Source organism: Syntrophobacterales bacterium, assembly GCA_019429105.1.
GTDB lineage: Bacteria > Desulfobacterota > Syntrophia > Syntrophales > UBA5619 > DYTH01.
In genome coordinates, this window is record JAHYJE010000011.1 from 39423 (window position 1) to 58335 (window position 18913).

Below are 18913 nucleotides of genomic sequence, written 5' to 3' on the forward strand. Positions count from 1 at the left end.
GCGAACAACGCTTGGATCCGAATGCGGACTGGGACGTAAGGGATTGATTATCTGTGTTTTTATTGCAGGCCCCCCCGTCTTTGGCGAGGGGGCTTTTTTGCAGGTAGCGGAAGATGAAAATAATTAAAACTGTTGATGAGATGCATAAATTTGCCGAAACCGAAAGGTTGCGGGGACAAAGGATTATCCTCGTGCCGACGATGGGTTATTTCCATGAAGGACATCTGAATCTGATGAGGATGGGGCGGCAGGCCGGCGATTGTCTGGTAGTCAGCATCTATGTAAATCCGACCCAGTTTGCCCCTACGGAGGATTTTGAGGCCTATCCCCGTGATTTTGAACGGGATAGAGCCCTTGCCGCAGGGGTGGGCGTCGATGTAATTTTCAATCCGGACAACCACGAGATGTACCCGGAAGGATATCAGACATACGTTGAGGTCCAGGAGACAACAAAAAACCTCTGCGGCGCTTCCCGCCCCAATTTTTTCCGCGGGGTTGCGACTGTCTGCACGAAACTCTTCCATAGCGTCAAACCGCACGCGGCGATCTTCGGGAAAAAGGATTTTCAGCAGTATGTGACAATCAGGCAGATGGTACGCGATCTCAACCTGGATATTGAAATTGTCGGGATGGAGATAACGCGCGAGCCTGACGGTCTGGCGATGAGTTCCCGGAACGTTTATTTGAACCCGGCAGAGAGAAAATCCGCCCTGTGTCTCAGCCGTTCCCTGGCGCTTGCCGGCGACCTCTATGCTCAGGGGGAGCAAAACGCCGCCCCGATCCTCGAAAAGGTGAGGGAGATGATCTCCAATACTCCCCATACCCGCATTGATTACGCCAAGCTCTGCGATGCGGCGACGATCAGGGATGTGGATAAGATTGCCGGGGAAGCGGTTCTTGCCTTGGCGGTGTGGGTCGGAAAGACAAGGTTGATAGACAACCTGGTTTTCCCGAATAAAAAGAATACAACTATCTGATAGTTAAAACATTAAACTTTGTTTTCACGGGAGGTATGCTCATGTTGAGGTTTATGCTCAAGTCCAAGATCCACCGGGCCACTGTTACGGATGCGGATCTTCATTATGAGGGAAGCATTACGATCGATGAGGGGCTCATGGAGGCGGCTAATTTCATCCCTTATGAAAAAGTCGATATCTATGATGTTTCCAATGGCGAGCGATTCTCCACCTACGTCATTCCCGGCCCGAAAGATTCCGGAGTATTCTGCCTCAACGGCGCTGCGGCCAGAAAGGTTGCCAAGGGGGATCTGATAATCATTGCGACCTACGTAATGGTTGATGAATCCGAAGCGGCCAACTGGCATCCCCGGAAGATTTTGCTCGATGAAAATAACCGGATCAAGAGTATTTCCTGATAGAAGGCGAAGATTTAATGTTTAAAAAGAAAATAAAAAGGTTTTTTTTAACCGGTCTTGTTGTAGTAATCCCCGCTAGCCTGACGATCTATATCCTCTCTTTTATCATCGGCGTTATGGACAACCTCCTTTTGGTAATCCCTGAGAGGTATCAACCGGAGACTTTGCTTGGTTTCCACGTTCCCGGGTTGGGCGCGATCTTTACGGTGCTGCTCATCCTGCTTGCCGGGATGGTGACGGCAAGCTATATCGGCAATCGCGTTGTAGAGTTCGGCGAGCGCTTTGTCGGTAGAATCCCGGTGGTCAGAAGCATCTACCAGGCCATAAAAAGTATCTCGGACAGTCTGTTTACCAATAAAACAAAGAGCTTTAAACGGGTAGTTCTCGTGGAGTATCCCCGCCGCGGCATCTACAGCATCGGTTTTGTGACCGGGACTCCCAATCGCGAAATCCAGGAGAAATTGGGCCCGACACTGGGGGTGTATTTTCCCCATGCCCTCACCCCGACGACCGGCACCTATATTATCGTGCCCCGCGACGAAATTATCGACATCAATATTTCCGTTGAGGAGGCCTTTACCCTGATTATTTCCACCGGCGTCGTAATCCCCCATGATCGTACCGATTCTGTTAACGGGTTCGGCAAGTGAAGAGCTGTTTTGTAAACGCGGGTGGCGGTAAATCCGCCTGTCGCCAATCGATGAAATAATAAAAGGAGATTAACGCATGAAATTTTTGAAGCTTGACAGCAAGTTGCCGTACCGGGTTGCCGATCTTTCACTGGCGGATTGGGGACGGGAGGAAATGCGGCTTTCGGAAAACGAGATGCCGGGGTTGATGGCAATCAGAAAAAAGTATGGGCCGAAGAAACCCCTCGCGGGGCTGAAAATAATGGGCAGTCTGCATATGACCATTCAAACGGCGATGCTGATCGAGACCTTGAAAGAGCTGGGAGCTGATTTGCGCTGGGCGTCGTGCAACATCTTTTCCACCCAGGATAACGCCGCTGCGGCGATTGCCAAGGCCGGCTCCGCCGCCGTCTTCGCCTGGAAGGGGGAGACCCTCGAAGAGTACTGGTGGTGCACTGAACAGGCCCTGACCTGGCCGGATGGCTCAGGACCGGACCTGATCGTTGATGACGGCGGCGACGCGACCCTGATTGTGCATGAAGGGGTAAAGGCGGAGGATGACCCCTCTTTGCTGAAAAAACAGCTGGAAAACAAGGAGATGTCAATTATCATCGAGCGCCTGGCGAAGCGCCTGAAGGAAGATCCGCAGCACTGGCACAAGGTGGCCAAAAAGATCCGCGGGGTTTCGGAAGAGACGACAACCGGGGTGCATCGGCTCTACCAGATGGAAAAGAAGAAAGAGCTGCTTTTCCCGGCCATCAATGTGAACAATTCGGTCACAAAGTCAAAATTTGACAATGTCTATGGCTGCCGGGAGTCCCTTGCCGACGGCATCAAAAGGGCCACCGATGTGATGATCGCCGGTAAAAAAGTGGTGGTTTGCGGTTATGGCGATGTGGGGAAGGGGTGCGCCCAGTCGATGCGAGGGTTTGGCGCCCGGGTTGTGATCGTGGAAATTGATCCCATTTGCGCCCTGCAGGCGGCGATGGAGGGGTACGAGGTCAAGACGCTGGGCGACGTTGTCGCGGAGGGGGACATTTTTGTCTCGGCCACCGGCTGCTGCGACGTGATAACCGGCAAGGATATGGAAAAGATGAAGAACGAGGCGATTGTCTGCAACATCGGCCATTTCGACAGCGAAATAGACATGCACTATCTGGAGAGCAACCCGGAATGCAAACGCCATAACATCAAGCCGCAGGTCGATAAATGGACGTTGAAATCCGGCAAGAGCATTATTGTCCTTGCCGAGGGGCGCCTGGTGAATCTCGGCTGCGCAACGGGGCATGCCAGTTTTGTGATGAGCACAAGCTTCAGCAACCAGTGTCTTGCCCAGTTGGAATTGGCAACCGGCAAATTGAAAACCGCAGTTTATACCCTTTCCAAGAAGATGGATGAAGAGGTGGCGATGCTCCATCTGGAGCGGCTTGGAGCGAAGCTGGGGAAACTTACGAAGAAACAGGCGGACTATCTGGGCGTTCCTGTTTCCGGACCGTTCAAAGCGGAAGACTACCGTTATTGATTTCTCTCGTGAACCACACAAAGGGCGGCCCAATGGTCGCCCTTTTTTAGTTCAGCTTTTTACTCTGGACAAAAGAAAAACCGACCCCAAGCCGAAAAGGATATTGGCAAACCAGGCGGCGAGGATGGGAGAAAGCGCTCCCGAACGTCCGAGCGAAATCCCGAAGGCAAAGACTATCCAGTAGGAAAAGCCGATGATTAATCCGGCTCCGATCCCGGCGGCGATCCCGCCGCTCCTTTCCGAGCGCAGCGAGAAGGAAAAACCGATCACGAACAGGATGATGCTGATCAGCGGGAAGGCGATTTTGCCCTGAAGCTCGACAAGATAGCGGGTGGCGTTGTACCCTTCCGCCTGCAGCTTTTTGATATATCGCCTCAACTCCAAATAGCCCATGGCCTCCGCATCTTTCTGCACGATCTTGAAATCAGCAGGCGTTTCGGGGATATCGGCTGTTTGCTTTTTCAGCCTGGAAATGACCGGAAAATCGCCGCCTTCGAACCGGGTGATCAGCAGATCGTAAAAAAGCCACTTTCCCTCTTTCCATTCCCCTTTTTTGGCGTCGAGGCGTTGCAACAGATTCATCTGGCGGTCGAGATAGTAGATGGTTATCCCCTGCAGCGAGTTGGCGCCGGCATCAAACATGCGGAAATTGTAAATGCCTTTCTCGCCCCGGTACCAGATCTGCCCCTGATTGAAGCTTCCCGGGCTGGGTCGTTTTTGCACCTCAACATAGCGGATATAGTCAGCTCTTGCATAGGCGTAGGGGGTAATCCATTCGTTGAGGAGGAAAATCGCCAGCGCGGTCAGAAGCGCGACGCCCAGGGTCGGGACGGCAAAACGGAACAGGCTGATGCCATTGGCCTTCAGGGCGATGATCTCGCTGTGACGCGACAGATTGCCGAACGTGATCAGCGCCGACAGTAAAACGACGGCGGGGAGCGTTTGCGACAGGGCAATCGGGACTTGCAGGAGGGAGTAGGCGAGCATCTGCTCCAAGTTGGCGTGGTTGCTGAGAAACATTCTGATTTTTTCGAAGAAATCGATGGTGAGAAAAAGAAAGACAAAGATAATGGCAATTAAAAGCATGTTGCGCAGGTATTCTTTCAGCAGATAGCGGTCGAGAATTTTCATGGTCATTCTTTGGTTTTTCGAGTGCTGAAAAAGTTCAGCAGCGTTTTTTCGCGGGCCGAGCTGAAAAATAGCAAAGTCCCGGCAACGGCAAAGAGGGCGTTGGGCGTCCAGACGCCGACAAAAGGGGCGATTTTGCCGGATTCGACCAGCCCCTCGCCGATCAGCCGCAGCAGGTAGTAGATCATCACCAAAAACACGCCTGCAATAAAGCCGCGGGTGCGAACGGAGCGGTGGGCCCTCATTCCCAGCGGAATTCCGAGCAGCGGGAAGATCAGGCAGGAGAGCGGGATTGCGAGCTTTTTATTTAACTCAATCAGCAGCTCTCTTATTTCCACGTCTTTAAGGCTCCGGTCGTTAACCATGCGCTTCAATTCGGGGAAGGTCATCTCCGCGCTGGACTTGCGTCTGCCCTCATCCCCGGCGATTGCGGCGCCGATTTCCAGCTTCATATCATAAAAACGAAAATCAGCCTTGCGGTAGGTGTTCAGATTTTTATCTACGGTATGCGTGCTGCCGTCTTCCAGCCGGAGCGTTATATAACGTCTATCGGGATCGGAGATGAGAGATGCCCGGCGGGCGATCACCGTGTTTGCCTCCTTTCCCAGATGATTGTCGGAGATGAAGATTCCCTCCAGAAAATCGCCCTGCGCGGGAATCCTGTCCGCGTACAGCAGAATATCCTTGAAGTAGTCGATAAAGATCTTTTCATGGATGCCGACGCCGGCGCCGCTGCGGGCTATCTCAAAAAGCAGCGACCGGGAGGCGAGATTGCCCTTGGGGACAAGAAAAAGCGTTGTTGCCAGGGTTATCAGAAAGGCCGCAAAGGCAACGCGGGCGATCGGCCGCGAAAGCTGCAGCAGGCTAAGGCCGGACATGCGCAGCACGGTCCATTCATTATCGCCGGATAGCCTGCCCACCCCGATCAGGATGGCGATCAAAAGGGAGATTGGCACCGTATAAACGAGAAAACCGGGGACAAGAAAGATAATCAGCCGGAAGATATCGAGAAAAGAAATCCCCTTGTTGACCATCAGATCCATCACCTGCAGGATCTTGCCCATGAGGAGCACGAAGGTCAGCACCGCGAGGATCATGAAAAAGGGAACGACTATTTCCCTCAGGATGTAGCGGTTGATAATTTTGAACATCAATCCTTGCTTCATCTGGTTACATTTTATCCCCGCTTCTACATCGTCAACTGCAACGGCTCGATAAACTTGGGATCCTCATTATCCATGGCGTCAATGATGTATCCATACATGCGTTTTTTTATTTCACCAAAGATCGGCCGTTTCTTCGTGAAGGATTTTGCAAACAGAAGCGACTCTGCCAGCAGTTCTTCTACGTCCTTGCAGGATTTTGTGATAACATGACTTTGCTCCAGCTCCGGAGCGCCGACCCTTTTTCCCGTCAAAATGAGTTCCTGCAACTTATGTTCAGGAATCGCCTTGCGGGTTAGGGCAAGCATGCCGGGAAGAAAAGGGATGTTGATGTCTATCTCCGGGAAACAAAAATAGCCGCGGTCCGCCTTCATGAAGCGAAAGTCGCAGGCGCAGGCCATGATGCTCCCGTCGCCGAAAGCGTGGCCGTTAATCGCTGCGATAATCGGCATGGGATAGAGAAGCATCCGCTTGAACAGGCGGTTGAGACCGTACATGAAAGCCCTTATTCCCTGAAGGTCGTTTTCGGCAATGGCGGCAGTCATCCACTGCAGGTCGATTCCCTGCGACCAGTTTTTCGGATCGTCGGACGTTATTATCACGGAAAATACATCCGCATCACTTTCTATCTCATCAAAAGCGGAAAGAATTGATTCGATAAACTCCGGGTTGTGCCTGTTTTCACCATTGGTCATCGTGATCACGGCGACTGTTTCCGTTTTTTGCCATTTTATGAGTGACATGCCTCAAGCCTCCTTCGGGGAAAAAGAATAGATATAGTCAGAATCAAGCGGCACCTGAATGGCATATATTGCGCAGCATGTCAAGAATACGTGACCGCAACCCTAAAAGAAAATCGCCGCCGTCGGCACACGATATATAAGGGAAGCTTGAAAAAAATACGCATGATAGGCACATTGCCTCTTACGCTCTGCTAAAAACTCTGCCATGCTGCGTCCAGACTTTGTAACGGAAGCCAAAGCCAAAATTACCGTGAGAATTCATGAGACCTATACCTACTGCTTGTGCCAAATGTAAAGCAAGACTTCTGCGATTATTTGTTACTCTAAACGTCAGATCGAGTATTCGGCATCCTGCAAAGCCTGTTGATGCACCAAGCGGAATTCGTTGAAAAGCTCACGGCGAAACATCGCGAAGTCGTCGCGCGTAAGCTCCCGCGGGTGAGGCAGACTAACTTCGAGTATGCGCTGAATTCTTCCGGGAGCTGGAGCCATGAGCACTACACGCTGTCCAAGGGCAATTGCCTCATCCAAATCATGAGTAACAAATATGATAGTTGGTCCTTTCTCCTGCCAGAGGCGTAGCAGTTCATCCTGCAGGTGCAGCCGGGAAAAAGCATCCAGTGCCGCGAATGGTTCGTCCATTAAAAGGACGCTCGGTTCCACGGCTATAGCACGGGCAATCGCAACCCGCTGTTTCATGCCGCCGGAAAGTTCATGAGGATGTTTTTCTGATGCCTGGCGCAGCCCCACCAGTTCCAGCGTCTCCATTGCCCTTGCCCGCGCCTCGCCAGCCGACACTCCCCTGGCCTGCAGGCCAAAGAGGACATTCCCCAATACCGTGCGCCAAGGATAGAGCCCGTAATCCTGGAAGATCATGATATGTTCGCGATCAGGACCGGTAACCGGCTTGCCGTCGATTAAGATCAATCCATGGGATGGTTTTTCAAAGCCGGCCATGAGGTTGATAAGAGTCGTTTTTCCGCAGCCGCTGGGACCGATCAGGCAGACAAATTCTCCGGTCTGTATTTCCAGATCAACAGAACTTAATGCCGTCTGCACCACGCCCTGAGCTGTGGTGAAACACTTCTCCAGGTTCTGGAGCGATATTTTTGTTGAATGCGGTGTTGTCACGCATCACCCCACTGACGCTTTACCGAGCGCTCTACTAATCCCATCGCCCGATCAATAACCAGACCCGACAGACCGATCAGGATAATACCGACAATGACCAGATCAGTGCGCAGGTTGTTCCGGCTGTCGATGATCAGGTAGCCGAGCCCTGAGCGGACTCCCAACATCTCTCCTGCCACAAGAAATACCCAGGCAGACCCGATAGCAATATGAAAGCCTACCGTTATCTGGGGGAATGCCGCCGGTATGATGACACCCCAGATGGTCTTTCCGCGGGATGCACCAAAATTAGCGGCCACCTTGAGGTAAAGCGATGGTACATTGCGCACCGCAGCAACCGTGGAAAGCAAGATCGGATAGAATGCCGCCAGAAAGATGATCACCACCGCCGGGAGGTTGCCGATGCCGAACCAGAGACTGACCAGGGGAAACCAGGCGATGGGCGACACCGGGCGGAGCACCTGAACCAATGGATCAAACGCCCTCCAGAGCAGCAGACAGCGGCCAAACAGCAAGCCCAGGGGAAATGCCAATATCACGGCAGCTCCGTAGCCTGCCCCGAAGCGGAGCATACTGACCCGGACATACGGCCAGAGATCTCCGCTTCGAAATAGCTCCAGGATGCCAAGCGCAACCGATAGAGGGGACGGGAAGAGGTACTCCGGATAGATCCGCAGTCCGGCAGCTATATGCCAAGTCCCCAGCAGTGCCAGGAAGGTGAGCGCTGGCAGAAGGAGGGAAGTAAAGCGTCGCATTATTTATTCCCTTTTCTGGTCGGCGCCGCCACCAGAGAGTAATCGATAACTTCACCCAGGTTAACCGGCTTCTTGAGAAGATTCAGTTCCAGGGCGTATTTATGCAACTGCTCCACCTCATTACGTTTTATTCGGAGGTCGCTGTAAGTAACATCGAGCCTCAGGGATTGTTCGAGTACCTTTTCGTCGATGTTCATATACTGGCGGGCTATCCTGATTGCCTTATGCCGATTACTGTCGATGAACCGACCGGCAGCGGTAAAGCTATCCACATATTCCTTAACTGCGGCCGGATACTGCTTCATGAAGGCGGGATTGACCACCAGGCTGCAGCAGATGTAGTCAGGCCAGATATCTTTGGCATTAACTAATTTCTTGCCGAAACCGGCCTGAATCGCCTTGGCGCCGAACGGTTCTGCCACAATGAAGCCGCTGATGTCACCCCGCGCCAGGGCTGCCGGCATATCGGGCGGCGGCATCTCGAGCCACTCCACATCTTTCAAAGACAAGCCTTCCTTTTTCAGGGCCTGTGACAACAGAATGTTGTGCACTGACATCCGGTGAGGAATGGCTACCCGTTTTCCTTTGAGATCCCGAACGGAATTAATATTCTTAGTCACGGTCAGAATGTCGCCATAACGATGACTAAGGGCCACCACCTTCTCAGGAACACCCCGTTCGGCGCCGGCCAGAGCCAGTACCAGTAACTCTGATGCCGCCTGTATTTCCCCGGAATTATAGGCATCCAGCAGTTCCGGCCAGGAGCTGAATTTGACCAACTCCGGTTTCAGATTGCTATATTTGCCGCGATTGAGGCTGTCCGCTACCACCACGGCGAGTGAATGAGTGATGGGCAGGTAGCCGACCTTGAAGGTTGGCGGCGATGCCGCAAAGCCGGTGTTAGCCTGAATGAGCAATATCGTCGCCACAAAAACAGCGGGGACAAATTGTTTCGCTTTGTCAAAAATACTTCTAATCATGGTCATGCTCCTTTGTATCATGATGGTCATGGGTATGTGTTAGTCCATGCCAACGGGCATTGGGATGCTCTTTCTCTTGCTGCAATGCCGACAGCCTGTTTGTTGCCGGTGCAGCACTTTCTTGCCAGCCAAGTGCGGCCCGCCGTTCATCAAAATCGGCAATGATCCGCTGAGCCAGCGCGACCGGATCCGAATCGACCACCATGACGGCGCCGAGCAGTTCCCGGGTATCCTCATAGATGAATTTCGTAACCTTATCCGAGCCATACATCGGCGGAGCAATGCAATGGTATGAGTTGAGCCCCAGAAGGCGGAACGCCATTGCTGCTCCGAGCCCCTTTTCGTTGGCCCACTCAGGACTGGAGAAGGCGAGCGGCAGACGCTTGAGCGGCTCTCCTAAGGCATTGGCAATAACGCTAAAAAATGCCGAGGCCCGGGCATTGTCCAGGCATTCTCCCATGTGCCAGACCGGCGGGAGCTGATGGGATGTAAACGCCTCATTCAGACCGGTACCAGCCGCAGCCAGACCTTCCGGCAGGCAGAAGCCTAGCTTCAAGAGGGAATAGGCGGCGCAGCCGTTGGTAAACACCAGTACATCGTGGGCGATCAATTCGTCAGCCACCTTCACTACGGCCTCTTCATAAACCACCTTGGGGTTGTTGCATCCCACCAGGTTCACCACGCCACGGATGCGCCCACTTTTCAGGTGCTCCAGCAAAACATCAGCACCGCTGAAGGTAGCCAAGATGTTTTCCACCGAAAAACCGACCTCCGCTTCCATGCGGGCCTTGGGAATAAAAACCTTGCCGCTTTGGCGTTCACCATAGGCCTGGATGCCTCGCCTCACGATCTGTTCTGCCAGTTGGTCTGCCTGAGCCAGATTGCTGTGGTGATGATCGAAGGCAATATGTTCGGCGCCGGGGAGTCTGGCCGAATCGCTGGTGGTCACTACCCGGGTATGGAAGCAAGCAGCCACATCCATGATTCCCGGAAAAACATCCTGTACGTCAGCCACCCAGAGATCAAGGGCGCCGGTAGCCAGCACCAGTTCCGCACCCATGGCGTTGGTTAGTGGCGTTATATCGCCAAACCTGGCCAGTGCCGAGTGGCCGGAACAGCAGATGCCGTAGAGCCTTATGCCCGAAGCACCGACTTCTTTTGCCTCATCAATCAAGTCGCCGCTCCGACTGGCCTTGACGATGGCGGCTACCAGCACTGGTGAGTGGCCATGCACAGCGATATTTACCGTGTCCTCAGTTATGGCTCCCACATTCGTGCTAATCCGTCCCCGCTTGGGGAGGCCGTAGAGGCAGTCCATAGCGATGGCCGAGCCAACCACACTGCTCCAGGCAAAAGCGAGACCGCAGCGGAGCGTTTGGCGCATCACGTTCTCCCAGTCGCCGTCGGTACCGGTTGTAGTGCGGTGCAATGCCTCAAATACCTCGTGATATGCGCCAATCGGCAGGATATTCATCTCCTTCCAGACCCTCAAGCGTTCAGGCGGGGCCATGGCTTCCAAGGTCCGGTGTGGCCCCGGCACGATGCGGCACATATCGTCCAACAAAATCAGGGCAATCTGGCCAGCCAGTTCCTTAATCGTCTTTTCCTCGGCAAAGATGCCGAAGGCTTTGGCGGTGGCAATGACCTTCTCTGGGCCGAGAATGGGCAGATCAAGAGTGCCGTTCGCCGCTCCACTGAGGGCCAACATTACCTCACGACCTCTGGCGCCGTGTGCTGCCGCACCGGCGGCAGTCCAGCGCAAAATGTTGCGAGCCACGATCAGATGGGCGTCGGCGCCGCAGACTCCCCTTGGACTTTTGGGAGTTATCCGGCAAGGCCCCATATGGCAGTTCTTGCAGCAGGTACCGTTTAATCCGAAACCGCAGTGCGGTTTCTGGGCATCGAAACGATCAAAAGGAGTATCGATGCCAGCCTGCTCCAGATGGACGAGTAATTCACGTACTGCGGAATCGGGAGTACGTGCTATGACATCAGACTTATTTGGAAATTTATTCTGTATGACCATTTTTCACTTCCTTCCTACTTTTCTCATCCGTTAGTTTGTTTTATCAATTGATTTGCCCTATCGATTTAGTAGATTATTAACATAAAAAAATTGTTATTAAATAACATAGTTTGAAATTCCCTCTTTTTTCTCTTGCGCTTTTGCAACCCGTTCCAGCACGTCCGCCAGGCTCTCGTTGTCCAAAATTTTTGCTGTGGCGTCCCGGACTTCCCTCATCAAGAGACGAATGCCGCATGTTTGCTCGTCCCTGCACTCACTGCACGTTTCGTATGCCGATTCGCTCACGCAAGGAACCGGCGCCAATGGACCCTCAAATATACGGATCAGCGTTCCCATACTGACCTCCGCCGGAGATTTGCCTAAGTAATAGCCGCCGCCCTTTCCTTTCTTGCTCTGAAGGATGCCGTGGTTTTTCAATGTAAGGAGAATCAGCTCCAAAAACTTTTTCGGAATCTTTTCCTCCCTGGCCAAATCGGCAATAAGGATTGGCCCCTTGTCATAAAGCATGGCAAGGTTAATCATGGCCTTAAGGGCATATTTTGTTTTCTTAGCTATCATTTCATTACTCTACTTAGTCGATGTGCCGTACGATATATTATCCAAAGAGGCTTGTCAAGATGTTTTTTCACTACTGTCAGGAATAATCCGTGAATAAGTTCAGCTCATCCCGCACGCTTCTGGATCTCCTGAAATTGATCGCCTTTCAGGTAGGAAGCGAAGTGTCCCTTAATGAATTGGCGACCCAGGTAAAGCTTGATGTAAAAACCGTCGGTCGGTATCTGGATATCCTGGAAAAGGCATTCGTTATTGTGCGGCTGGGAGGATTCAGCCGCAATCTGCGCAACGAGGTGACCAGCAAGGCAAAATACTATTTCTTGGATAATGGGATTCGCAACGCTATCATCGGCCAGTACAACCTACTTGATTCCCGTAATGACATCGGTGCTTTGTGGGAGAACTTCCTTGTCGCCGAGCGGCTGAAAAAACGATCGTACACCGGGATATACGGCAACATTTATTTTTGGCGCACATACGATGGGAAAGAGGTTGACTATGTCGAGGAGCGCGATGGCGGGCTGTTCGGTTTCGAGTGCAAATGGACGAAGAAAAAGAAGGACAAGCCACCTAAAAAATGGCTTGAATCCTATCCGGGTGCGACGTTCGAACTGGTTACATCAGACAACTATCTGGATTTTATAGGATAGCATAAGGCGCACGCTCAAGGGGACTGAAGTCGTCGCCGGCGCAGGCAGGCAGCACGAAAAAGCTTCTTGCTGCTGCAGAAGTTTCTTCAACTTGCCGCGGTGATGTTCATGCCATTTTTCATCAACTGCTGAAAAAGTTCGCGCTTTCTCAGCGAAATATCTTCGTTGCCGCAGAAAATCCTGCGCCGACGATCGTAATATTACCCCGTTGAACAAAGCTGCAGTTGGGGAGTGCCGACATCATATCCGCTTTATTATCTGGATGTTGAAATTGCCTGGCGCCTGGCGTAGAGAGAGGCTCGGCGTGAGTCTGGCGATGAACATGGATACTATCTATCCAGCAGATTCGGTAAAGCGGGTGATGTGCGTATTTTATGCGCAGCGGTCGGCGGCGTTGCAGAAGATCGTCACTTGTCTTTTGACGTTCGCAATACATTAGGCAGCGTAATAACAATATGTTGAATATATATTGCAGCCCCAATGGGCATAGTGGCACGCTGCTTGCTATAGGAGTGCCAAGCGGAAATGAGTTACTATCCGGGGTGAGTAAAAAATTTATCAACTTTGAGAGGAAAAGAAAATGAAACGGATGCAAAAAGGTAAGACTCTATTGGCTTTAGCGGTGGTTGCGGCATTGGGAGTAGGATCGTACGCGTATGCCGATTGGGGCAAAGGTTCCGGCCGCAATACGGGTGAATACGGCAGGGGTTATGGCCCGGGGATGATGGGTGAACCCGAAGAGGGATGCGGCAACTGGGGGAATTTCAGCGACGAGGACGCAGCGAAGCTGGAAAAGGAAAGGGCGGCCTTTTTAGATGCGACCCAAAAGACCCGACAGGAGCTTTACGCCAAAAAGCTTGAGTTAAGAGCTGAATTTGTCAGGGAAAAGCCCGATGCCGAGAAGGCTGCTCGTCTCCAGAAAGAGATCTCCGAACTGGAGGGGCAGTTTGAGCAAAAGCGGATTGAGCACATGCTTGTCGTCAGAAAAGCCATTCCCAATGCCGGCAGGGGTTTTGTCGGCAGAGGGATGATGGATTACGGCGCCGCAGAAGGCGCTCCCTGCGGACGGTAAAATTTATCTGCGAGTGGGAGCGGTCGCTGCGACTGCTCCCACCCGAGAGGGGATTCGGCGCAATAAAATGAGGAGGCCACGAAGATGAAAAAATATTTTGCAGCGGTTATAATGACGATAGGCGTTTTGTCCCTGGCCAGCGCCGGGGAGGCTTTCTACGGTCTGCGGGGGGGCGGATGCCTGGGGCCGTTGAATTTTGGCTACGGAGGAATGTTTATGGGAATGATTCTTTTGATTGTTTTAATTGCGGCGGCGATCTGGTTTTTTACCCGCGGCGCCGGAAGCAGGAATTATGGGCAATTTCAGCGGGAAACCCCGCTCGACATACTGAAAAAACGCTATGCCAGAGGCGAGATTGCCAAGGAAGAGTTTGACAGGAGCAAAAAGGATCTGGAGGCGTAAAGCGCCGGGCGGATCACCGGCAGGCCGCACCGGCTAAGACAGGGATGGAGATGAGCTGCGAAAGATAGTCTTGCGGCAAATGACATGGTTTTCCGCCGACCGCAAGGCCGTCTGGCTCAAACCGGGGAGTCTCGATGAGGCGATCGGTGTTTTTCAAAGTAAAACAGAAAGGTCAGGCCATAATTTCATTGAGAATGTCTAAATGATCAATCAGACAACGGGTGGTAAGGAATTTGGTTCTGACTGTTTCCCGCCCTTTTTCTCCCATATTCTTTGCCGTATCAGGGTTTTTCAAGATTTCAATGATTCTATTGGCAAACTTGGCCGTGTCGGAGGGCTCAACCAAAAAACCGTTAACCCCGTCGATTATCTGCGTTGGAATTCCCCCTACATTGGAGGCTACGACCGGCGTTCCTTTCCATAAAGCCTCCGACACGGTCAGTGCAAAGCCTTCCCTTATGGACTTTTGTATGATAACGGAGGCGCTTCGCTGCAGGGCGTTTACAAGAATGTTATTTTCGAGCGTGATCAGGATAACATCGCCGGTTGCAATCATCTTTTCTGCTTTCTTAAAAACTCTTTCATAAATGGCCTGAGATTCAGGGTCGTCCATCGCCATTCCCCCACAGAGTACCAGTCTGCATTCGATCTCATTTTTGACAAGCATAAAGGCATCCAGCACCCCTTCCGGATCTTTCCAGACATCAAATCTCGATATCTGCGCCAATAATGGCTTATCAGTCTTTATCCCAAATTTATTGAGATATTTGGCAATGTCTCTTTTTGAGAGTTCCATGTTTTTGGGGGATAATGGGTCTATGGCCGGATAGACGATTTTTTGTTCAACCGGCAGATTTTTCATCCGATACTTTTCATTGCTGATGATGGCAAGGTCGTATTTTAAGATATACCCTTTGATGAAATCGTACATTTCGCTGTTTATATTGGATAAATCCACATGGCATCGCCATATCCAGGGCTGCCTTTTTTTGTAATATTTTATCAACGGAAGAGGCTGAGGGTCATGCACAATCACGCAGTCATGATTGATATGCGTATAGACGGAAAAATTTTCATTGGTCTGAAGGTACAACTGTTTTTTCATGTTGCTGAGGTTGATGCTTGCCCCCTGCATCGCGTTATGGAATTTTTTGGTGATGGTGAAGAAGTCAGCATTGCCATGCAGCACCTTCCAGTCTGCATCCAGACCGGCATCGTTCAAGAGCGGCAGAAGGCTGTTTAGTATTTCGGCAACGCCGCCTCCAATATATGTGGAATTGACATGCAGAATATTTTTCCCGTAAAGTTTCTTTGCCTTGTTGTAAATTTCACTGATTACTTCATCCCCCACGATCTTTCTGTAATCCTCTATTGTTCTCATATTAAGTCCTCCAGAAGTTTTCTGACATCCCGGAACGAACTCAGATTGAACCGGGCCCTCGAGGCGCCCGAGCCAACCTTCAGTGAATATGCCGTATCCGGAAGAACACGGAACAAGTCTTCATCGGTGCAGTCATCGCCAATGGCCAATATGAAATCCCAGTTTCTTTCCGATATCCATTTCATGGCGGCCTTTCCTTTATTGATATTGGTGTCTTTAACCTCGATGACCTTTTTCCCCTCGATGAAGCCGACATTGAGATTGGCGGTAAGGCTCAGAAGAATGTCTTTCAATTCCTTTGCCCTGACCTCGGCGAGTTCTGAGTTGCATTTTCGGTAATGCCAGACGAGAGAAAAATCTTTTTCCTCTATAAATGAGCCGGGAGTTCTGTCAACGTACATTTCAATAATAGGCATGATTGATTTCTTCCATTCCGTTATCGTCGGCTCCACTGTTTTCCATTCTTTCTTTTTTTCCTTAATCCAGGCGCCGTGCTCCGCAGCCATTGCCAGTTCCAAGGGGGCCAGCCAGTCCTCCAGGGTTTGTTTGTTTCTGCCGCTTAAGATAACAACGGTGTTTCTTGTTTTGAGCGACGTCAAAATCTGCAAAAGCTCTTCATCCGGTTCGGCTTTTTCGGGCATATCCGCAATAGGGACCAGGGTTCCATCGTAATCAAGGAGAATCAAGCTTTTGCTGCTTGCGGCATGTCCAGCCAGCATCTCGATTTTTGATCTATATGTTAATCTTGTCGTATCAAGGTCTGCCTGCCTTTTTTTTACATCGGTTAAAGTGTCGGTGAATTCTTGAGCCCACTTTTCGACATTGTATCTTTGCAGTCGTGTGCGCATCGCTCTGTTTCGCGTTGTTTGCATTTTATCGGGCGTTGACAGGGCATCTTTTATGGCTTCCACAATTTCATCCCTGTCATTGGGATTGACAATGACGGCTTCTCCCAGTTCCTCCGCAACCCCGGCGGTTTCACTGAGAATAAGTGTTCCATTCAAATCGTTTTTGGAGGCGATGAATTCCTTGGCAATCAGATTCATTCCGTCCCTGAAAGGGGTGACAAGGGCAACGTCGGCAAGGGCATAAAGTGCGGCAAGCGTATGAAATTGCAGGGAAGAATAGATATACCATACAGGCATCCATCCAAAGGTTCCATGAGCGCCATTGATTTTTCCAACCAGTTCATCCACCTGTTTTTTCAGCAGCCTGTAATCCTCAACCTTTGTTCGCGACGGCACGGCAACGAGTATGTACGTTACTTTTCCTTCAAACTCCGGGTATTTGTCAAGAAAGGAGTTGAATGCCTCCAACCGCTGCGGCATGCCTTTTGTGTAGTCAAGCCTGTCAATGGACAGCAATATTTTTTGCTCTTTGATATTCTTACGGATTTTGCTGATTTCTCGTTTCACTTTGGCATGATTGGCCGCCTTGGAGAATTTATCAAAGTCAATTCCCATGGGGAAGGAATCCACTTTGACCGGCCTGGTGCCAACCGTTATTTCACCATAGGAATTTTCAAACCCCACGGTTCTGCGTACGCTGTCCAGAAAATGCTTAACATAGCTGAAAGTATGAAAGCCGACAAGGTCAGCTCCCAATAGACCGCTGATAATCTCTTTCTTCCAGGGGAGCAGCCGAAATATTTCAAAAGAGGGAAAGGGAATATGGAGAAAAAAGCCAATGGATGCATTGGGTAACTTTTCGCGTATCAGTGCCGGCAGCAGCATCAAATGGTAATCGTGCACCCATATGATATCTTCAGGATCGGCTCTTTCCAGAACCATATCCAGGAAAAGGCTGTTCACTTTTTCATAGGATTGCCAGAATCTTTTTTCAAAAACCGCATACTGAATCAGATGGTGAAAAAGCGGCCAGATAGTTTTATTGCAAAAGCCGTTGTAGAACAGATCAAAATTGTTCTGGTTCAGGAATATGGGGTAAAGCGAATCCTTGGCCAGTCTCGTTTTGATGAATTCCTTTTCCTGGGCGTCAATCTTCCCTGAAGAAATTCCCGGCCATCCAATCCATATCCGCTGGGAATCAAGAATAGAACCGAGGCCGGTCGCAAGTCCCCCGACGCTTGGCTGGAAATTGAACTGATTAATTTTTTTTACAACGGTAATGGGTAATCTGTTTGAAACGATAATCAATTTTTTTACGATAACACATTCCTCCCTAGTTCACGGTGTCTGTGGGGCGTCCTTTAACGGCATGTCCCTGTCCGGTCTTCCCTCAAACTCAGCCAATATCTACTTGATAAGACGTTACTTCTCGATGGGCGAAGTATAGGGAGACCATTCGGGGATGTCAAGGGATAATTTGGCGACTATTTTACACGGAAGTGCAGGGGCTGGCGAGACGATTGGAGGTGGTAGGTGGATCGGTGGCCGCTTTCGTGAGAAAGCGAAGCATAATATTCATAAATCATCCCATCTTTTGGTCGAGTCACCCGGCAAGACGGCATTTTTGAGCGCAATCCAGACATTCCCCTCTGTTCGACGCTCCGCGTTAACGTTTGTGCTTAGGGGAAGCTTGAATTGCACTTCGGCAAGGATGTCCGTTTGATGGTTCGCGAACGGATCGTATATGACCGTAAGCCGGCAGCACATCAAAGACGGGCACTTCATCTCCGTCAAGCTCTATGACCTGGAGCAAGAAATAATCGTTGCAGCGAACCATCCCGACGCGCTGCCGATAGAAGAAAAAATCAAAAGACATCGTCTCGATGTTGCCCGGCTAGACGGCGACCATTTCCGGCAGTTTTATGGAGCTGGCGGCCAGATTCTCGTTGTGGCGCAGATACCGCTGAAGACCGCCGGCGGAAAGTTGGAGGGTTATTTCGAGGGGGTTTATAAAGCCGATTTCCAGACGATGACGGAGATGAAAAACCGGATTTTTTTCGCTCTTCTGCAGGTTGTGCTGATAATTTTTTTTACGGCTCTGGCGGTTTACCCGATCTTCCTGTCTCTGAACAAAGGGCTGATCGGGATGACGGGCGAGCTCTTTCACGCCAATATCGGAACGCTGAAGGTCTTGGGCAGCGCCATTGCCAAGCGGGACAGCGACACGAACATTCACAATTACCGCGTCACAATCTATGCCGTCCGTCTGGCGGAGGCCGATGTCTTTGACGCGCTGACCTCGCAGCGCCCCTACAAGGAGCCGTTTTCTTTGGAAGAGGCGATGCGGATTTTGATGAAGGAAAGAGGGCGTCACTTTGACCCGTCGCTGATCGATTCCTTTGCCGGCATAGCGGGCGGGCTCTACGAAGAGATAAGCAAAGCCGGGGATAATCTCCTTGAAGCGGTATTGGACGAACTCATTGACCGGTATTTCTCCGCGGAGCTTCCGGTCTTCGATAGCGGGAACCATGACCCGGCTCGGCGATAAGGCGC

19 protein-coding genes are annotated in these 18913 nt (G+C 51.2%); 9 read left to right on the top strand and 10 right to left on the bottom strand.

The genetic code is table 11. The annotated features are described in order from the left end of the window. Positions 1 to 113: 113 nt before the first annotated feature. The 4 genes from panC (at position 114) to ahcY (ending at position 3526) form a co-directional block, all read left to right on the top strand. Complete coding sequence (gene panC / locus K0B01_05400) at positions 114 to 977, top strand: pantoate--beta-alanine ligase (protein ID MBW6485572.1); 864 nt, start codon at positions 114 to 116, stop codon at positions 975 to 977. A gap of 41 nt (positions 978 to 1018) precedes the next feature. Then, positions 1019 to 1375, top strand: a complete 357-nt coding sequence (locus K0B01_05405; GenBank protein ID MBW6485573.1) for an aspartate 1-decarboxylase — start codon at positions 1019 to 1021, stop codon at positions 1373 to 1375. Positions 1376 to 1392: 17 nt separating this feature from the next. Continuing rightward, positions 1393 to 2025, top strand: a complete 633-nt coding sequence (locus K0B01_05410) for a DUF502 domain-containing protein (protein MBW6485574.1) — start codon at positions 1393 to 1395, stop codon at positions 2023 to 2025. A gap of 76 nt (positions 2026 to 2101) precedes the next feature. After that, positions 2102 to 3526 (top strand): adenosylhomocysteinase, encoded by a 1425-nt coding sequence (gene ahcY, locus K0B01_05415; protein ID MBW6485575.1) that lies wholly within the window; start codon positions 2102 to 2104, stop codon positions 3524 to 3526. 51 nt (positions 3527 to 3577) lie between these two features. Here the strand turns inward: ahcY and lptG are convergent, their stop codons facing one another. From lptG to K0B01_05455, 8 genes are all read right to left on the bottom strand, one after another. Continuing rightward, positions 3578 to 4663, bottom strand: a complete 1086-nt coding sequence (gene lptG, locus K0B01_05420) for an LPS export ABC transporter permease LptG (protein MBW6485576.1) — start codon at positions 4661 to 4663, stop codon at positions 3578 to 3580. Further along, entirely contained in the window at positions 4660 to 5820 is a 1161-nt protein-coding gene (gene lptF, locus K0B01_05425) for an LPS export ABC transporter permease LptF (GenBank protein MBW6485577.1), read from the bottom strand. Before lptF ends, lptG begins: the two co-directional genes overlap by 4 nt. Positions 5821 to 5843: 23 nt before the next feature. Beyond that, positions 5844 to 6560: an enoyl-CoA hydratase/isomerase family protein gene (locus K0B01_05430; protein ID MBW6485578.1), complete on the bottom strand. Its 717-nt coding sequence runs from the start codon at positions 6558 to 6560 to the stop codon at positions 5844 to 5846. A gap of 330 nt (positions 6561 to 6890) precedes the next feature. Then, the gene (locus K0B01_05435; GenBank protein MBW6485579.1) at positions 6891 to 7691 is read right to left on the bottom strand and encodes an ABC transporter ATP-binding protein; all 801 of its coding nucleotides are present in this window, start codon (positions 7689 to 7691) and stop codon (positions 6891 to 6893) included. Then, the gene (locus K0B01_05440) at positions 7688 to 8446 is read right to left on the bottom strand and encodes an ABC transporter permease (GenBank protein MBW6485580.1); all 759 of its coding nucleotides are present in this window, start codon (positions 8444 to 8446) and stop codon (positions 7688 to 7690) included. The genes K0B01_05435 and K0B01_05440 overlap by 4 nt, the downstream gene beginning before the upstream one ends. After that, positions 8446 to 9426, bottom strand: a complete 981-nt coding sequence (locus K0B01_05445; GenBank protein ID MBW6485581.1) for an ABC transporter substrate-binding protein — start codon at positions 9424 to 9426, stop codon at positions 8446 to 8448. The genes K0B01_05440 and K0B01_05445 overlap by 1 nt, the downstream gene beginning before the upstream one ends. Next, positions 9419 to 11452, bottom strand: a complete 2034-nt coding sequence (gene cooS / locus K0B01_05450; protein ID MBW6485582.1) for an anaerobic carbon-monoxide dehydrogenase catalytic subunit — start codon at positions 11450 to 11452, stop codon at positions 9419 to 9421. The genes K0B01_05445 and cooS overlap by 8 nt, the downstream gene beginning before the upstream one ends. Positions 11453 to 11548: 96 nt before the next feature. Continuing rightward, positions 11549 to 12010 (bottom strand): Rrf2 family transcriptional regulator, encoded by a 462-nt coding sequence (locus tag K0B01_05455; protein ID MBW6485583.1) that lies wholly within the window; start codon positions 12008 to 12010, stop codon positions 11549 to 11551. Between the two features lie 89 nt (positions 12011 to 12099). Here K0B01_05455 and K0B01_05460 point away from each other — a divergent pair, with 89 nt between their 5' ends. From K0B01_05460 to K0B01_05475, 4 genes are all read left to right on the top strand, one after another. After that, complete coding sequence (locus K0B01_05460) at positions 12100 to 12657, top strand: DUF4143 domain-containing protein (GenBank protein MBW6485584.1); 558 nt, start codon at positions 12100 to 12102, stop codon at positions 12655 to 12657. 271 nt (positions 12658 to 12928) lie between these two features. Continuing rightward, on the top strand, positions 12929 to 13096 hold the full coding sequence (locus K0B01_05465; GenBank protein MBW6485585.1) for a hypothetical protein: 168 nt from the start codon (positions 12929 to 12931) through the stop codon (positions 13094 to 13096). A 141-nt stretch (positions 13097 to 13237) separates the two neighbouring features. Then, complete coding sequence (locus tag K0B01_05470; GenBank protein ID MBW6485586.1) at positions 13238 to 13729, top strand: periplasmic heavy metal sensor; 492 nt, start codon at positions 13238 to 13240, stop codon at positions 13727 to 13729. 84 nt (positions 13730 to 13813) lie between these two features. After that, positions 13814 to 14131: an SHOCT domain-containing protein gene (locus tag K0B01_05475; GenBank protein MBW6485587.1), complete on the top strand. Its 318-nt coding sequence runs from the start codon at positions 13814 to 13816 to the stop codon at positions 14129 to 14131. A 172-nt stretch (positions 14132 to 14303) separates the two neighbouring features. Here K0B01_05475 and K0B01_05480 read toward each other — a convergent pair whose 3' ends face one another. After that, positions 14304 to 15512, bottom strand: a complete 1209-nt coding sequence (locus tag K0B01_05480) for a glycosyltransferase (GenBank protein MBW6485588.1) — start codon at positions 15510 to 15512, stop codon at positions 14304 to 14306. After that, on the bottom strand, positions 15509 to 17668 hold the full coding sequence (locus K0B01_05485) for a bifunctional alpha,alpha-trehalose-phosphate synthase (UDP-forming)/trehalose-phosphatase (GenBank protein ID MBW6485589.1): 2160 nt from the start codon (positions 17666 to 17668) through the stop codon (positions 15509 to 15511). Before K0B01_05485 ends, K0B01_05480 begins: the two co-directional genes overlap by 4 nt. A 436-nt stretch (positions 17669 to 18104) precedes the next feature. Here K0B01_05485 and K0B01_05490 point away from each other — a divergent pair, with 436 nt between their 5' ends. Continuing rightward, a complete protein-coding gene (locus K0B01_05490; GenBank protein ID MBW6485590.1) occupies positions 18105 to 18908 on the top strand; it encodes a hypothetical protein in 804 nt (267 codons plus the stop codon). Positions 18909 to 18913: the final 5 nt, after the last annotated feature.

Excerpts from the sequence above, each read along its gene's own strand:
- panC (MBW6485572.1), top strand. The coding sequence starts at position 114 with ATGAAAATAATTAAAACTGTTGATGAGATGCATAAATTTGCCGAAACC.
- K0B01_05405 (MBW6485573.1), top strand. The coding sequence starts at position 1,019 with ATGTTGAGGTTTATGCTCAAGTCCAAGATCCACCGGGCCACTGTTACG.
- K0B01_05410 (MBW6485574.1), top strand. The coding sequence starts at position 1,393 with ATGTTTAAAAAGAAAATAAAAAGGTTTTTTTTAACCGGTCTTGTTGTA.
- ahcY (MBW6485575.1), top strand. The coding sequence starts at position 2,102 with ATGAAATTTTTGAAGCTTGACAGCAAGTTGCCGTACCGGGTTGCCGAT.
- lptG (MBW6485576.1), bottom strand. The coding sequence starts at position 4,663 with ATGACCATGAAAATTCTCGACCGCTATCTGCTGAAAGAATACCTGCGC.
- lptF (MBW6485577.1), bottom strand. The coding sequence starts at position 5,820 with ATGAAGCAAGGATTGATGTTCAAAATTATCAACCGCTACATCCTGAGG.
- K0B01_05430 (MBW6485578.1), bottom strand. The coding sequence starts at position 6,560 with ATGTCACTCATAAAATGGCAAAAAACGGAAACAGTCGCCGTGATCACG.
- K0B01_05440 (MBW6485580.1), bottom strand. The coding sequence starts at position 8,446 with ATGCGACGCTTTACTTCCCTCCTTCTGCCAGCGCTCACCTTCCTGGCA.
- K0B01_05445 (MBW6485581.1), bottom strand. The coding sequence starts at position 9,426 with ATGATTAGAAGTATTTTTGACAAAGCGAAACAATTTGTCCCCGCTGTT.
- cooS (MBW6485582.1), bottom strand. The coding sequence starts at position 11,452 with ATGGTCATACAGAATAAATTTCCAAATAAGTCTGATGTCATAGCACGT.
- K0B01_05455 (MBW6485583.1), bottom strand. The coding sequence starts at position 12,010 with ATGATAGCTAAGAAAACAAAATATGCCCTTAAGGCCATGATTAACCTT.
- K0B01_05470 (MBW6485586.1), top strand. The coding sequence starts at position 13,238 with ATGAAACGGATGCAAAAAGGTAAGACTCTATTGGCTTTAGCGGTGGTT.
- K0B01_05475 (MBW6485587.1), top strand. The coding sequence starts at position 13,814 with ATGAAAAAATATTTTGCAGCGGTTATAATGACGATAGGCGTTTTGTCC.
- K0B01_05480 (MBW6485588.1), bottom strand. The coding sequence starts at position 15,512 with ATGAGAACAATAGAGGATTACAGAAAGATCGTGGGGGATGAAGTAATC.
- K0B01_05490 (MBW6485590.1), top strand. The coding sequence starts at position 18,105 with ATGACCGTAAGCCGGCAGCACATCAAAGACGGGCACTTCATCTCCGTC.